General features: G+C 76.1%; 11 protein-coding genes and 1 pseudogene. 3 read left to right on the top strand and 9 right to left on the bottom strand.

Translation table 11 applies throughout. The annotated features are described in order from the left end of the window. Positions 1 to 343 (top strand): annotated as a pseudogene (locus IE98_RS0116840) (hypothetical protein); the annotation flags it as partial. A 68-nt stretch (positions 344 to 411) separates the two neighbouring features. Next, complete coding sequence (locus IE98_RS0116835; protein WP_030269719.1) at positions 412 to 1,173, top strand: DUF4239 domain-containing protein; 762 nt, start codon at positions 412 to 414, stop codon at positions 1,171 to 1,173. Between the two features lie 107 nt (positions 1,174 to 1,280). Here the strand turns inward: IE98_RS0116835 and IE98_RS0116830 are convergent, their stop codons facing one another. The 9 genes from IE98_RS0116830 to IE98_RS0116790 all read right to left on the bottom strand — a co-directional run bounded on the left by IE98_RS0116830 (position 1,281) and on the right by IE98_RS0116790 (position 13,803). Further along, positions 1,281 to 2,414, bottom strand: a complete 1,134-nt coding sequence (locus tag IE98_RS0116830; protein WP_030269717.1) for an FAD-dependent monooxygenase — start codon at positions 2,412 to 2,414, stop codon at positions 1,281 to 1,283. A gap of 104 nt (positions 2,415 to 2,518) precedes the next feature. After that, entirely contained in the window at positions 2,519 to 3,085 is a 567-nt protein-coding gene (locus tag IE98_RS0116825; protein WP_030269716.1) for a GTP-binding protein, read from the bottom strand. A gap of 1 nt (position 3,086) precedes the next feature. After that, positions 3,087 to 3,443: a DUF742 domain-containing protein gene (locus IE98_RS0116820; RefSeq protein WP_043174363.1), complete on the bottom strand. Its 357-nt coding sequence runs from the start codon at positions 3,441 to 3,443 to the stop codon at positions 3,087 to 3,089. Between the two features lie 44 nt (positions 3,444 to 3,487). Beyond that, positions 3,488 to 3,925 (bottom strand): roadblock/LC7 domain-containing protein, encoded by a 438-nt coding sequence (locus IE98_RS0116815; RefSeq protein ID WP_030269712.1) that lies wholly within the window; start codon positions 3,923 to 3,925, stop codon positions 3,488 to 3,490. Next, positions 3,922 to 6,690, bottom strand: coding sequence for a sensor histidine kinase (locus IE98_RS0116810; RefSeq protein ID WP_063748938.1), 2,769 nt, complete (start codon positions 6,688 to 6,690; stop codon positions 3,922 to 3,924). Before IE98_RS0116810 ends, IE98_RS0116815 begins: the two co-directional genes overlap by 4 nt. A gap of 481 nt (positions 6,691 to 7,171) precedes the next feature. Further along, positions 7,172 to 11,803, bottom strand: a complete 4,632-nt coding sequence (locus tag IE98_RS0116805; protein WP_030269709.1) for a hypothetical protein — start codon at positions 11,801 to 11,803, stop codon at positions 7,172 to 7,174. Between the two features lie 102 nt (positions 11,804 to 11,905). Next, complete coding sequence (locus IE98_RS0116800) at positions 11,906 to 12,613, bottom strand: GNAT family N-acetyltransferase (protein ID WP_030269707.1); 708 nt, start codon at positions 12,611 to 12,613, stop codon at positions 11,906 to 11,908. Positions 12,614 to 12,706: 93 nt separating this feature from the next. After that, positions 12,707 to 13,000, bottom strand: coding sequence for a hypothetical protein (locus tag IE98_RS0116795; protein ID WP_030269706.1), 294 nt, complete (start codon positions 12,998 to 13,000; stop codon positions 12,707 to 12,709). 200 nt (positions 13,001 to 13,200) lie between these two features. Then, the gene (locus tag IE98_RS0116790; RefSeq protein ID WP_052390604.1) at positions 13,201 to 13,803 is read right to left on the bottom strand and encodes an alpha-ketoglutarate-dependent dioxygenase AlkB; all 603 of its coding nucleotides are present in this window, start codon (positions 13,801 to 13,803) and stop codon (positions 13,201 to 13,203) included. Positions 13,804 to 13,892: 89 nt separating this feature from the next. Here IE98_RS0116790 and IE98_RS0116785 point away from each other — a divergent pair, with 89 nt between their 5' ends. Next, complete coding sequence (locus IE98_RS0116785; protein WP_030269702.1) at positions 13,893 to 14,246, top strand: hypothetical protein; 354 nt, start codon at positions 13,893 to 13,895, stop codon at positions 14,244 to 14,246. The last annotated feature ends 16 nt before the right edge of the window (positions 14,247 to 14,262 follow it).

Below are 14,262 nucleotides of genomic sequence, written 5' to 3'. Positions count from 1 at the left end.
GCCGACACCGACCCCGGTGCCCGAGCCGACCCCCACGCCCGCGCCGGAGACCCCGCAGCACGCGGCGCCCCCGCCCGCCCCGCTGCCGGCCGAGCCCGTACCCCCGTCCCCGGCCACGGCGCCCGCCGCGGAACCGCCGGAGCCGGAGCCCGCGCCGCCGGCCCCGCCCGTACCCGCGCCGCGGAAGATCCGGATGCCTCCGGCCCAGCCGGCCGTCGCACCCGCCCGGCACCGCAGCAGTTCGCCGGTGACCACGATGATGATCGTCACCGTCCCCGCGGTCCTCGCCGCCGCGGCCGCCAAGGTCCGCGGGAAGGCCGCCGCCCGCGGCGGCCGTTCCTGACCGGACGGCCCCGCCGCCCCCGACCGTCCGTCGGCCGGTCGGCCATCCAGTGCTGAACAGGAGTTGTCATGTCGGAGTGGCTCGCCCTGGCGATCGCCATGGCGGCGTCCGTCCTGGTCGTCGTCGCCGTGGTGGTGCTGCGCCAGCGACGGGTCGGGGAGGACGACGACCCGTCCGAGACCCCGGACGTCATCGAGTACATCACCATGATGATCGGCGTGGTCTACGCGATCGTCCTCGGCCTCGCCATCGCCGGCGTCTGGGAGGCCCGCAGCGCCGCGCAGGACGAGGTGCTGAACGAGGCGCAGTCGCTGCACGAGGTCAGCGCCCGGGCCGAGGTGTACCCGGCCGACTTCCGGGCCCGGGTCCGCAGTGACGTGGACGCCTACGTGACCTTCGTGGTGAACACCGAGTGGGACCACATGCGGGAGAACGGCGAGATCTCGCCGCGCGGCACCGAGCTGCTCGCCAAACTGCGCCAGGACGTCGCCTCGCGGGCGCCGCAGTCGGACCTGGAGGCGCAGGTCTACCAGCCGATCATGGACCGGATCGCGGCGGCCGACGAGTCCCGCAACACCCGCGGCCAGAGCACCGGCCCGACCATGCCCGGGGTGGTGTGGTTCGGCCTGATCGTGGGCGCGGTGGTCACGGTCGGCATGGTCTTCGCGCTGCAGATCCGGCGCTCCCCGCGGGAGTTGATCCTGGCCGGTACCTTCAGCGCGCTGATCGCCTTCCTGCTGTTCCTGATCTGGGACTTCGACGATCCCTTCGGCCGCGGCGTCTCGGTCTCCACGCAGCCGTTCCTGGACCTCTTCCCGTCGCTGCACTGAGCGTCCCGTCGCTGCACTGAGCGTCCCGTCGCTGCACTGAGCGCGGAGACGTCCCGAGGGGCGCGGGGAACCCTACGGTTCCCCGCGCCCCTGTCGGTCCTCGACCGTCAGTACGGCTTCACCAGCACGTGGGCGGCGCCCGGGATGCCGACCTCGAGGAGTTCGTCCTCCTCGGGCGTGGTGGGCGTGCCGGTCTCCTGCTTGAGCACGGCCCGGGACAGCGCCTGGACGAACATCGCGCGCGGACGGCGGCGCTCCTCCCAGACCCGCAGCGCGGCGGGCACCGAGTCCGCGGCGTCCAGCTCCTGGGCGAGCACCAGGGCGTCCTCGACCGCCATCGCCGCGCCCTGCGCCAGGTGCGGGGTGGAGGCGTGCGCGGCGTCGCCGGCCAGCACCACCCGGCCGACGTGCCAGGGCTCGTCCACGGTCACCTGGGAGATCCGCGAGTACACCACCGCGGCCGGGTCGGTGACCCGTGCGAGCGCCTCGGCGACCGGGCCGCCGAAGCCGGCAAGCCGCTCGGCGAGCTGCTCGTGGGCCCGCTCCGGGTCCGGGCGGAAGTCCTCGGCCTCGGCGAACACCGCGCCCAGGTACATGAGGTCGTCGGTGATCGGGGTGAGCAGGGCCTTTGCGGCGAGGTTGCCGGTGCTCATCACCACGCCCCGCACCTCGGACTGCCGGGGCACGGTGACCCGCCAGTTGGCGAAGCCGGTGTACTCGGGGCGGTAGCGGTCGCCGTAGAGGCGGGTGCGCAGCGGGGAGCCGATGCCGTCGAAGCCGACGACGAGGTCCCAGCGGCCGGTGGAGCCGTCGGAGAGCGTGACGTCCACGCCCTCGCCGTCGTCGGCGAGTCCGGTGATCGTGGTGCCGAAGCGGACGGTCGCGCCGGCCTCCGCGGCGGCCCGGCCGAGCACCTCGGCGAGGGCCGGGCGGGGTATGCCGTTGTTCGCGGGGGCGTCGTCCATCCGCGGCTGCGGGATCTTCGCCAGGGTGGCGCCGGACGGGTCGCAGATGGTCAGCACCTCCCACTCGAAGCCGGCCTTCAGGCAGTCCTCCAGGACGCCGAGTTCGCGCATCACGTGCAGGGCGTTGGAGGGCTGGATGATGCCGACGCCGAGGGCGTCGAGCTGCTCGCGGAGTTCGGCGACCTCGACGGTGTGGCCGCGGCGGGCGAGCGCGACGGCGAGGCCGAGCCCGCCGATGCCGCCGCCGTGGACGAGGACGCGCAGGGGTGTTGCCATGGTCTCTCCGTTGGTTCGGGGGACGGCCGGGCAGGGGAGGCCGGCCGCGTGGTGCGGGAGGACGGCGGGGACGGGTGCTGTGGTTCTGCGGGCGCGCGGGCCGGTCAGCCGGCGACCGGCAGCGCCATCAGGTGGTCGACCAGGGCGAGCAGCACGTCCCGCCCGAAGGACCGTTCCCGGACGTCGCCGACCAGCATCGGCACGTGCGGGTCGAGGTCGAGGGCGGCCCGGATCTCGCCGGGGGTACGGGTGTTGACGCCGTGGAAGCAGTTGATCGCCACCACGAACGGGATGCCCCGGCTCTCGAAGAAGTCGATCGACGCGAAGCTGGTCTCCAGCCGGCGGGTGTCGGCGATGACGACCCCGCCGAGCGCGCCGTTGACCAGGTCGTTCCACATGAACCAGAACCGCTCCTGGCCGGGCGTGCCGAAGAGGTACACCACCAGCTCGGGGCTGACGGTGATCCGGCCGAAGTCCAGGGCGACGGTGGTGGTGTCCTTCTGGTCGACCCCGGCGAGGTCGTCCACACCGACGCTGGCGGTGGTGAGGTACTCCTCGGTGCGCAGCGGGGCGACCTCGCTGACGGCACCGACCATGGTCGTCTTGCCGACGCCGAAGCCGCCGGCGATCAGGATCTTGACCGCGGCGGCGCCCGCCTGGGTGGTCGTCATCTCAGAGCCTCCTCAGTCCCTCACGTACGGCGGCCAGCAGGCCGCGGTCGGCGCCGCCCGCGGCCCGGGCCACCGAGATCGGGGCCCGGGCCGTCAGGAGGCCCTGCTCGACGAGGTCGCCGAGCAGGATCTTGGTCACCGAGACCGGCAGGTCGAGGTCGGCGGCGACCTCGGCCACGGCGGCCGGCGTCCGGCACCGGTCGACGATCATCCGGTGCTCGGGCTGCAACCGGCCGGGCCGGACGGGCGCGCCGTAGGCGTCGACCGGCTCCCGCACGGTGGTGAGCAGGGTGATGAGGGTGAAGTCGTCACGCTCGGGCGCGGTCCGGCCGCGGGTGATGGTGTACGGCCGGACCATGCTGTCCGCGCCGTCGTCCCCCTCGTCCTCGTCCCAGTTCGCGGTCACCCGCGCTGCCCGCCGCGGGCCGCGAAGGCGTCGAAGTCGCCGCGCTGCGGGGTGCTGAGCTTCTGGCCGACCTGCTGCACCAGGTTGTGCATGGCGAGCGACATGACCTCCGCGTCGACCTCCTGGGAGGCGACGACGGCGAGGTGGGTGCCCTGCCCGGCGGCGATGACGAACAGCCAGAGCTCGGCCAGTTCGACGATCACCTGGTGGACGGGGCCGCCGGCGAAGAGCTGGCCGACGCCGCGGGCGAGGCTCTGCTGGCCGGTGGCGACGGCGGCGAGGCGCTCGGCGTCGGAGCGGTCGATGGTGCGGGAGTGGCTCACCACGAGGCCGTCGTCGGAGAGCAGGACGGCGTACCTCGTCCCGGCCACCGAGTCCACCAGGCCGTCCAGCAGCCAGTCGAGGTCCTGGTGGGTGGCGATTGTGCGCGTCATGACCGGTCTTCTCTCGTCGGGATGGTATGGGTGTTCCAGGTGTCGCCGGGGCGGGGCCGCCCGTCCGGCTGCGGGGTGGTCTCCGCAGTCGGTGGAACGGCACCGGACCGCGCCTCCCGGGACCGCCGCTGGAACGCACCGATCGCCGCTCCGGCCCGTCGGGGGGCCGGCCGGAACAGCGGGTTCTCGTCCCAGCGCGGCGGCGCGGGGGCGGCCGGCGGACCGGCCGGGTCCATCCGCAGCTCGTCGACCAGGCTGGCCTGGCGGACGCGGCGCGGCAGCGGCGGTTCGCCGCCCGGCAGGGCGGGAGCCGGCAGGGCCGGGGCCTGCGGCGGGTAGGACGCCGCGGCGGGGGCGTGCCCGGGCGCCGGGGCGGGCCCGGGGGCCGCAGCGGGGAAGGGGGCCGCAGCGGGGAAGGGCGCCGGGGCCGGGAAGGGCGCGGGCACGACCGGGGCGACCGGCACCGGCGGCGCGAGCTCGGCGGGTGCGGGCACCCGGCCGGGCCAGGAGTCGGCGGTGACCGGCTCGGGACGGTACGGCGCGGGCAGCCCGTAGGGGGCGGGCGCGCCGTCCAGGGGCGGCACGGCGGCGGGGAAGGGCTGCTCGTGGCCGGCGGCCCGGTGCTCCTCGGGCTGCGCGGCGAGCGGCTCGTGCTGCGGGTACGGGTCACCGGGGGCGTACGGGTCGCCGATCGGCACGTACGGGACCTCCTCGGACACCGGGCGGAGCTCCGGGGGTGCGCCCATCGGGTCGGGGGCGCCGGGGAGTGCGGTGATGCCGGCGAGCGCCCGGCCGCGGGACCTGGTGGGCAGGCCGCCGGCCGTCTGCGGCGACGCGACGGCGGTGGGCCGGGCTGTCGGGTCGGGGACGATCAGCTCGTCCGGGACGAGCACCACGACACGGGTGCCGCCGAAGGCCGACTGGCGGAACTCGATCCGCAGGCCGTGCTGGTCGGCGAGGCGCGCGACCACGTAGAAGCCCAGCCGGATGTCGTCGCCGCGGGCGAGCACGTCCGCCCGGGGCGGACGGGTCATCAGCCGGTTGGCCTCGTCGATCTGCTCCTCGTCCATGCCGAGGCCGCGGTCCTCGACCTCGATCGCGACGCCGCGGCTGACCCGGCCGGCGCGGACCTCGACCGGGTTCGGCGGGCGGGAGAAGCTGAGCGCGTTCTCGATCAGCTCGGCGACCACGTGGGCGACCGGGCCGACGGCGCGCTCGGAGAGCCAGGGGCTGCCGTCCAGGTCGATGACGACCCGGCGGTAGTCCTGCACCTCGCCCTGGGCGGCGCGCATCACGTCCAGCAGCGGGACGGGCTTGCGCCAGCGGCGGTGCGGGGTGCCGCCGGCCAGGATGACCAGGTTCTCCTCGTAGCGGCGCAGGCGCGCGGTGAGGTGGTCCAGGTCGAAGAGGCCCTCCAGGATCTCCGGGTCCTCGTGCCGGCGCTCCAGCTCGTCGAGCTTCTTGAGCTGCTGGCCGATGAGCAGCTGGGTGCGGCGGGCGATCCGCTGCAGCAGCCGCTCGAAGCCGCGGTGCTGTTCGGCCTGGGCGACGGCGGCCTGCAGGGCGCTCGTCCGGGCCAGGTTGAACGCCTCGCCGAGCTTGGCGAGTTCGTCCTCGGTGCGGGCCCACGGGTCGCGCTCGATCGCCCGGGCGTGCTCCTCGACGTCGATCTGCTCGCCGTTGCCGAGGCGTTCGACCACCTCGGGCAGGGCGTTCTCGAGCTGCTCGGCGTGCTGGTGCAGCCGGCCGATCCGGCGGCGCAGGGTGCGGGTGAGCCGCCAGCTGGTGAGGGCGACGACGACGACGGCGATCAGGCCGACGACGGTGGTGAGGAGCAGCCGGACGGCGAGGGTGATGATGCTGCCCTTGCCCTCGTCGACGACGAGCCCGGTCCGGTGCTCCAGCAGCCCGACGAGTTCGGGGGTGAGGGTGTCGATCGACTGCCGCCAGGCGTCCTTGTCGACGCCGAGGGCGATCCGGCCGTTGCGGTCGGGCGCGGCCGGCTTCAGCAGGTCCTGCTCGGCGCGGGTCTTGGCCTGCCAGGCCGGGCTGGTGGCGATCCGCTGCCACATCGCGGCCTCGTCGGCGGGCAGGTAGGGCGCGACCTTGGTACCGAACTGGAAGTCCTGCTCGGCGACGGCCTGCCGGAGCTGCTGGTGGTCCTCGGCGCTCAGCGAGCCGCTGGGCCAGCCGCGGGCGAGCAGCGCGTCCGAGCGGGAGATCATCTCCTTGCCCCAGAACAGGTCGACCAGAGGCTGGGAGATCGTGGTGATCCGGCCGTTGTCGACGTGGCTGAGCGAGGCGAACAGTCGCAGGTCCACCGCGATGAGGTCGGTGTAGTACCGGTAGACCGCGGCCTGCTGCTGCTCGCTGCCGCTGTCGACCAGGGCGCGCTGCGCGGGCAGCTGGTTGATCGCCAGCCGGGCCTGCTGGACGGCCTCGCGCACCTCGGTCGGCGCGTCGTCGGCGGCGACGTCGGACAGCTTCTGGAAGTCGCGGACGGCGTCGTCGGTCTTGGCGCGCTGGGTGCGCAGCGCGTCGCCGACCCCGTTGTGCGTGGCGAGGGCGTCGGCGCTCAGGCGCCGCTCCTCCTGCAGGTTGTAGTAGACGATGTTGGACGGCTGGCCGGCCTTCTGCGCGAGCAGGCCCTGGGCGGCCTGGCGCTGGAAGTCGAACAGGAGCTGTCCGCTGGTGACGGCCCACAGGGCGGCCAGCGCCACTCCGGGAACGATCGCCAGCACGAGCAGGGTCGCGCGGAGCGACAACCGGCCCGTTCTGATCCGCCGAGGCGCGCGCGTGCGCAGGGCATTCTCCTTGGAGATGACACCAGTCGTTCGGAACTGGTCGAATCTGATAAGGACTCTGACGGATGGATATTAGCCACACCGTATAACGACAAGGAAAGTCGCCATGGCGGTCCGGCGCACGAACGGCGCCGCCGCGGTGCCCCAACACCCTTTCCGACCAGGCACGATGAGCAGCCGGTGGGTCCAACGTCCCGATGTTCGGCGGCTCTTCACTGCGAACCGGATCCGGTCTGCGTGAACTGCCCGTTCCGGCGCCCGAACTGAAGCTTCGCCCGGTGCCGGACCGACCCGCGAACCATCCGTCAGGGCCGCCGGCCGAGCCGCTCGGAGTCTAGCGCTCCACTTGCCGCCGGGTGAGGTGATCCTGTCAGAATGTCTCGGAAATCGAATCCGGACGGTCGGAATCGCCCCGAACGGTCCGCGAATCTCCCAGGATGAATCAGAGATTCACACGATCGGCGGAGAACACCGTCCAGGCCGCCGCGAACATCTCGTGCAGCGGCCGCGGCGGCAGCAGCCGCAGGAACGGACCCGAGGTCTCCTTCCGGAACTCCCGGCCGGCCAGATGGGTCGCCAGCTTGGCTGTCTCCAGCGGAAGTTCGGGTGATTTGAGCTCCGTCCAGGGCCCGGGGGCGAAGGCCGTGCGGCCGGCCCGCGACCGCCTGCCGGTCTCCACCAGGCCCGCCGCCACCAGCTCGGCCTGCGCCGCCCGGTGCCGGGCCGGCGTCCAGCCGTTCCAGCGGCGGACGTTCCGGTCCGTCGGCCGGGCCAGGGTGAGCAGCTGCAGCAGCAGGGCGGCCGCGTCCGCGCCCACCGCGAGCGCCGCGGCCGCCTCCGCCACCAGTCCGGGCACGCTCAGCGCGGGATCGGCCTCGTGGCGGCCGGCCGGCACGGGGGTGTCGGCCGCCCGCGCGGCCATCCGCTCCAGACCGCCGCCGGCCAGCAGCAGGTCGATCCCGTGCAGCCGGCGCAGCAGGTCGTCCAGGCCGTGCGCGGCGCAGTACGCCTCCAGCCGGCTGCGGGCCGCCGGATCCGCCAGCCGGGCCGGCCGCAGGCAGACCGTGCCGTATCCGGACCGCGGCACCAGCAGCAGGCCGTCGTCGAACACCGTGGTCGGCTCGGCGCCCCGGCCCACCGCGGACGGTGCGAGGGGGACCGCCAGCACGCCCGGGCCGAACACCGCGGCCCGCTCCTCCTCGCCGCCGGGCAGCCGGTGGGTCCCCAGCGGCACGATCACCTCCCCGTCCGCGAGCTCGGCCCGCAGCCGGGCGCACTTCTCGGCCGCCCGGGCCGCCGCCGGGTCGCCGACCGGACGCGCGGTCAGCGCCCAGACCAGCGCGGCCGCCCTGGCGGCGTACTGGTGGCGGCCGCCCGCGTACCAGGCGCCGGCGGGGCCGCCGTCCGGGCCGACGGTGTGCAGCACGACCGATCCGTACGCGGTCACCGCCGGGACGAGGCGGCAGGGGGCGCCCTCCGCGCCCTCCGCGGTCTCCCCGGCCGGTGAGAGCAGCATCCGCAGCCACGGCTCCGGCAGCCCCGTCTCCGCCTCCAGCTCGCGGGCGGCCTCCTCGTCGAGCGGCTGCTCGGTGCCGACCAGCCGGGCCCAGGCGTCGGCCAGCCGGACCGCGGCGGCCTCCGGGCCGCCCGGCCGCCACAGCTCGGCCGGGTCGTCCGGGAGGGCCGCGGCCAGCAGGTCGAGCCGCCCTGCGCCGCCGAGCCGGTGCAGCACGGTCTGCAGCACCTGTGCGTCCCGCTCGCCCGCCCCGTACCGCTTGGAGGTGAGCAGCCCGCGCCGGGCCGTGCGGTCGGCGCCCTCGGGCAGGCCGTCCAGAACGAACAGGGCGGTCGCCCGGCGGGCGCCGGTGCGGGCGACGAAGGCGTCCACCGCCTCCGGGCCGAACCGCACCGGGCCGTGTTCGGCGAGCAGGTCGAGCAGCCGGGCCAGCCGCCCGGCGTCGTCCCGGTCGACGGCGACCTCCCGCAGCTCCGTGGCGCCCTCCGGCACGGGATCCGCGGCCCGCTGCAGGAAGCGGTGGGTGAGGGCCGGGTCCAGCGGCCGGGCCGGGTCCGGTGCGAGCCCGGACAGCGCGTCGGCCCGGACGGCGGGCACCCGAGCGCCCGCGGCCCGGCGCACGGCGAGCGCGACGCCGGTGGCCTCGCCGAGCCGCCAGCGGCTGCCGGCCGCCGCGAACGGCTGCTCGGACCAGCTGCGCACCAGCTCGGCCAGGGCCGGCCGGTCCTCCTCGGCGGTGACCGCGGTGACCAGGCGCCAGGCCACGGCGTCGATCCGGCCGAGCAGCGGGGTCCAGTCCCGGGCACGGGCCGGCGGGCTCGTCCGGCGCTCCGCCTCGCCGAGCCGTCCGGCCAGGTGGGCGCCGTCGGCGGCCAGCGCCGTGAGGGTGGCCGGCTGCGGCGAGGCGGGCTCGGCCCGGTAGTACCCGGGCACGTCCAGCAGGCCGCGCAGCGCGGCCAGCAGCCGGACGTCGGAGGTCTCCGCCAGCGGCGCCAGCCGGCCCGAGCGGACGGCCGCGACCCGGGCCGAGAGCTCCTCGCGGCGGTGCAGCGCGGCCCGCGCCGCCCGCACCGTCCGGGCCGCCCCCTCGGCGATCCGCCGGTCCGTCACCCCCGGCAGCAGACGGGCGATCCCGGCTGCCGTCGCCTCCCCGTCGGCGGCGGCCAGCAGCTCCGCGGCCGCCTCCGGCCCGGCCGCACGGAGCGCCCGCGAGGAGACGGGATCGCGCGGGGCGAGGAAGTGCCAGAACGGCGGCGGGGGCAGCACCGGGACCTCCCCGCCGGCCCGCCACAGCAGCGAGCCGTCCTGCGCGTCGCGGCAGTGCACCCGGTGCGGGTCGGTCAGCACGCACTCGGCGCCGCCCCCGGGCATCCGGGCGACCGCCCATGGCTCGCAGACGCTCGCCGTGCGCAGCCCGGCGGTGCGGCCGTCGGTGCCCTCCAGCCGGTGGTCCCAGCCGTGGGCGTCCTTCTGCGCGCTGCGCAGCACCCGGAAGCCGGCCAGCCCGGCGCGGTGGCCGAGCGGGGAGGCGTCGGCGTCCACGTCCGGCGGCAGCGCGACGAGCGAGAGCAGGTGGAGCCGGTGGCCGTCCGGCACGGGCACGGCGGCGAACGCCGGGCCGTCGGCCGCGCCGGTGCGCCCTCCGGTGGCCGGGTCGAGCCGGTCCCACTCCTCGTCGCCGTGCGCGCTGCGGCTCCACACGGTGGTGCCGTCGGAGAGCTGCCGGGAGGCGGCCAGGCCGTCCCGGTCGCCGGGGCGCAGGATCCGGGCGCCGTCGTAGCGGCCGGTGCGGTCGGCGGTCTCGAACTGGCAGGCGGTGGCCGACCAGGTCCGCAGGCCGGTGGCCAGGGCGGGCTCGAAGACCTCCCCGGGCCGGGACGCCCAGTACGCCCGCCAGCTGTACGGGTGCCTGGTGTCGGTCGTCCACGCCACCAGCAGGTCGCCGCCGGCGTAGTTCACCGCGTGCAGCGCGGCGTCCTCGGGCAGCGCGAGGGCGTGGTCCGCGCGGCGACCGCGGTGGTCGACCGCGATCGCGCGCTCCCGGGTGTACAGGGTGAGCACCGGCCAGGTGGCGGTCGTGCCGGCCGGCGGGGCGCCGAGGTCGGCGAGGGCCTCGTCCAGGGCGGGCCAGCCGAGTTCCTCCGGCAGGCCGGCGCGGAGGGTGCGCAGGAGCGGACCGGTGAGGTCGACGGCGGCGAGCGCCTCCTCGATGCCGTCCAGGGCCGCGGCGGTCGGCCGGTCGAGCAGGGTCTCCAGCACGCCGAGGGCGTCCTCGGCGGCGCCGAGCCCGCCGTCGGCGAGTTCGTCGAGCAGGCCGGTGATCCGGGTGCGGACGGCGCCGGCGATCGCCGGGTTCCCCGGCAGCCGGGTCACCGCGGTGCCGCGCCGCAGGTCGGCGTGGACGGTGCCCTCCAGCCGCGGGCCGAGCACCGGGTCGGCGGCGAGCGCCCGCAGGTCACGGCGGGACTCGCCGCCCCAGAAGACCAGGGAGACCGTCCGCGGCGGCGTCTCCACCGGGACGCCCTCGGCCAGGCAGGCGTCGGCGAGGTCGGCGTCCAGCCCGGACGAGCGGTACTGCGCCTCGTGCAGCCGCACCGGGACGCCCTCGGCACGCAGCCGGCCGGCGAGCACCGGCAGCACGTCGAAGAACTCCGGCGGCAGCGGACGGCGGGTGATGCCGCCACCACCCACCCGGTTGTAGGCGTAGGTGTACGGCAGCCGGCCGAGCCAGCCGGCGAGCCCCCCGGACGGGGTGAGCCGGCCCTCGGCGAGGGCGTCCACCGCGCCCGCGGCGCGCAGCAGGCGCAGCCAGGCCCCGCCGCCGGCGGTCGGTGCGAAGCCGAGGGCGGTCACGGCGGGCGGGAACATCTCCAGCAGTCCGGAGCGGACCGCGTCGGTGGGCGGGTGGGCCGCGAGCAGGGCGGCCGCGGCGTCCAGCAGTCCGTCCGGCACCGGGCGGCCCGGGCCGCCGGCCAGCACCTCGCCGAGCAGTGCCGCGTCCTCGCCGGGGCCGACCCCGGCGGCCTTCGCGGACGCCCTCAGCCGGGTGTGCAGGTCGGCCGGCGGCACCGCCCCGCCCGACGCCCAGGCCCGGACGTACCGTACGAACTCCCGGTGCGCCTCCGCCGGCGGCAGGGCGGCGGCGAGCCGGCGCTGCTGGGCGGCGAGCTCCGCCGCCGGCAGCACGCCGAGGCCGGCCGCCAGGACGGCGTTCGCCCGCTGGAAGGCCGGGTCGGCGGGCCCGCCGACCTGCCGTTCGGCCTCCCTGGCCAGCTTGTACGCCTGCCCGGCCTGCCGCGGCAGGGCCCGGGCGAGCCGGTGGCCGACGGTGTCCCAGAACCACGGCAGGTGCTCGGGGGGCAGGCGCCTGCTGCGGGACTGCAGACCGCCGAGGTACTGCGCGGGCCTCCGGTGGGCCTGCGGCGGGATGCCGTCGAAGACGTCCGCGAACTGCTGCCGTGCGCCCGCCTCGGCGCCCGGGGACCTGACGGACAGCCAGTCCAGGTAGACCGTGGAGGAGGTGGGGTCGGTCGGCAGCGACACGCTCGGCTCGGACATGCGGGCGATCCTGCCACGCTCCCCCGACACCCCGTCCCGGCCTGTGGCACCGCTGTCGGCAGTGCGGGGGCCCGAGCCCTCGGCCTCCCAAGCGGCCTCCGCTCAGGCCGACACGGCCGCTCCGGGAACGCGGGCGCCTGCGAAGGTCACCGTCCTCCGGGCCCGGAAGCCGAGCGACTCGTAGAGCCGCAGAGCACCCAGGTTGTCCTCCGCCACGTGCAGGAAGGGCCGCTCGCCGCGGGCCCGGATCCCCGCCGCGACCGCCCGGACCAGCCGGGTGCCGAGGCCCTGGCCGCGGTGGGCGTCGTCGGTGCAGACGGCGCTGATCTCGGTGTGGCCCGGCGGGTGGAAGCGCTCGCCGGCCATCGCGACGAGCACGCCGTCGCGGCGGATGCCGAGGTAGCGGCCGAGTTCGACGGTGCGCGGCAGGAAGGGCCCCGGCCTGGTCCGCTCGACCAGGGCGAGCATCTCGGGCACGTCGTCCGGGCCGAGCCGGACGGCCTCCGGGTCGGGGGCCGCCGCCACGTCCTCGTCGACGAGCTGGACGCCCTCGATCCGGAAGGTGACCTGCCAGTCGGCGGGCGGCGGGACGGAGACGGCCGCGGTCACCACGTGCCCGCCGGGGCCGGCGAGCGCGGCGGCGTCGGCCCAGTCCTCGGCCCCGGGCGCGTCCGGCATGCCGAGGAAGGGGGTGACGTCCGCCGGGTAGTGCAGCAGGCGGCCGAGCCGGCCGGCGAACAGCGCGTGCGGCCCGGCCAGCGCCGCGCGCACGGGGTTGTCCAGCGGATGGGTGCCGTTCGTGGTGGACATGCGTTCCCCTGCTCGGATCGGTGGTGTCGATGACAGCACCGGGGGCGGCCGGATCCTTCCCGCCGGCCCGCGCCGTTCACCCGTCGGGGCCGGTCAGGCCGCGTCGGGCGCCGGGCCGAGGACGTCGTTGACCTCCGCGAGGAACTCCCGCCAGGGCTCGGAGGCGCTGTCGCCGCCCTCCTGCTGGGCGGCCGCCCAGGTGTGCATGATCCACCACCGGAAGCCGCTCCAGAGGTGCTCGTTCCCGGGCGGGAGCAGCAGGTGCGCCTCCGCCAGCCGGCCGAGCATCGCCGGTTTGGTCTCGGCCAGCGGCGCCCCGTCGTCCAGGGAGCGCTGGTAGTCGCCGAGTTCGTCGAAGAGGACCCTCAGACGGGCCAGGTCGGTCATCCGTCACCACCTCGTGCACGTGGGGCGCCGCATACTGCCGTTCGCGGGATCAACCCCAAGTCGTCACGCTGTCTGCGCAGTTGTGGCCGTCATGCTAGGCCGGTCGGCGGCGGGCCCACCGGGATTCCGGGCTTTCGCACGGAATCGGACCGAACCGGTCCAGATCGGTCCGGCCTGCGGGCCATACGGACCAGGCCCTGTCAGTCGGGTCGGTGCAGCAGGGTCCGGAAGGTCACCGAGACCCGGCGTCCGCGTGGCACCCGTCCGTCCGGGCCGGGGTCGCTGCGGCGGGCGGGGATCGCGTGGCGCCAGTCGTACCGGGCCGGGCCGGTGAGCACGGTGAGGCCGCCCGGCGCGAGCGGCACCGGCACCCGGGCGCCGCCCGCCGGGTCGGTGAAGTCCATGACGGCGGCCGAGCCGAGGGAGAGCGCGGCCACCACCGGGCCGAAGCAGGGGACGCAGTCCACGTGCGCACCGATGCCCTGGCCGGGCAGGTACTCGTTGACGATCACCTGCTCGGCCGGGGCGTCCAGGTGCCCCTCGTCGAGGAGCCGGCCGGCCAGGCCGAGCGCCCAGTCCGGCAGCGGCGGGGCGGGGTCGGCGGCCGGCCCGGCGGCCAGGCCGCGCCGGCCGTAGTCGTACCGGTGGCCGTAGTGCTGCACCCGCCGCCGCAGCTGCGCCGACCAGGGCCCGGCGTCGATCCGGGCCAGCAGCCCGGCGCAGCCGCGCTCGGCCAGCCAGCCGTCCACCCGCACCAGCCCGGGCACGCCGGACACCGCCGCACTCCCCCGGTTCTCGGACATGCCCGCACGCTAGCCCTGCCCACCGACATCAGGCCCTTGCCGACGGACGGGTACGGTCGGTCGTCGATCACGATCTTCGGAGGGGGAGCATGGAGACGGACGAGACCGCACGGCCCGGCCGCGTCCGCTGGACGGCGGTCGTGCTGGCCGATCTCCTCACCGGCTGCCTCGGCGTGCCCGCGCTGGTGATGGTCCTGCTCTTCGTGCGGAGCTACCCGCTGGTGTGGATCGGTCTCGGCAGCCGGGATCCGAACGACAACGACGGGATCCTGCCGTGGATCCTGGTGGTGGGCCCGCTGTGCGCGGTCACCGTGGCGGTCTGGTTCCTCGTCAACCTGGGGGTGGCCCGGCTGACGGGCCTGCGCGGCCGGCGGTTCTGGTGGACGGGCGCGGGCTTCTCCGCCGTCCCGACCGCGCTGCTCGCCCTGTACAGCGCGATCTGATCGGGGCGCTGGGACC

The sequence above is a fragment of the Streptomyces sp. NRRL B-24484 genome (assembly GCF_000717715.1).
Classification (GTDB): Bacteria; Actinomycetota; Actinomycetes; order Streptomycetales; family Streptomycetaceae; genus Kitasatospora.
This window is presented reverse-complemented; position numbering and strand designations above follow the sequence as displayed.

Bases quoted from the DNA above. Each gene is read 5' to 3' on its own strand.
- IE98_RS0116795 (WP_030269706.1), bottom strand. From the start codon at position 13,000: ATGACCGACCTGGCCCGTCTGAGGGTCCTCTTCGACGAACTCGGCGAC.
- IE98_RS0116815 (WP_030269712.1), bottom strand. From the start codon at position 3,925: ATGACGCGCACAATCGCCACCCACCAGGACCTCGACTGGCTGCTGGAC.
- IE98_RS0116805 (WP_030269709.1), bottom strand. From the start codon at position 11,803: ATGTCCGAGCCGAGCGTGTCGCTGCCGACCGACCCCACCTCCTCCACG.
- IE98_RS0116790 (WP_052390604.1), bottom strand. From the start codon at position 13,803: ATGTCCGAGAACCGGGGGAGTGCGGCGGTGTCCGGCGTGCCCGGGCTG.
- IE98_RS0116835 (WP_030269719.1), top strand. From the start codon at position 412: ATGTCGGAGTGGCTCGCCCTGGCGATCGCCATGGCGGCGTCCGTCCTG.
- IE98_RS0116825 (WP_030269716.1), bottom strand. From the start codon at position 3,085: ATGACGACCACCCAGGCGGGCGCCGCCGCGGTCAAGATCCTGATCGCC.
- IE98_RS0116785 (WP_030269702.1), top strand. From the start codon at position 13,893: ATGGAGACGGACGAGACCGCACGGCCCGGCCGCGTCCGCTGGACGGCG.
- IE98_RS0116820 (WP_043174363.1), bottom strand. From the start codon at position 3,443: ATGGTCCGGCCGTACACCATCACCCGCGGCCGGACCGCGCCCGAGCGT.
- IE98_RS0116800 (WP_030269707.1), bottom strand. From the start codon at position 12,613: ATGTCCACCACGAACGGCACCCATCCGCTGGACAACCCCGTGCGCGCG.
- IE98_RS0116830 (WP_030269717.1), bottom strand. From the start codon at position 2,414: ATGGCAACACCCCTGCGCGTCCTCGTCCACGGCGGCGGCATCGGCGGG.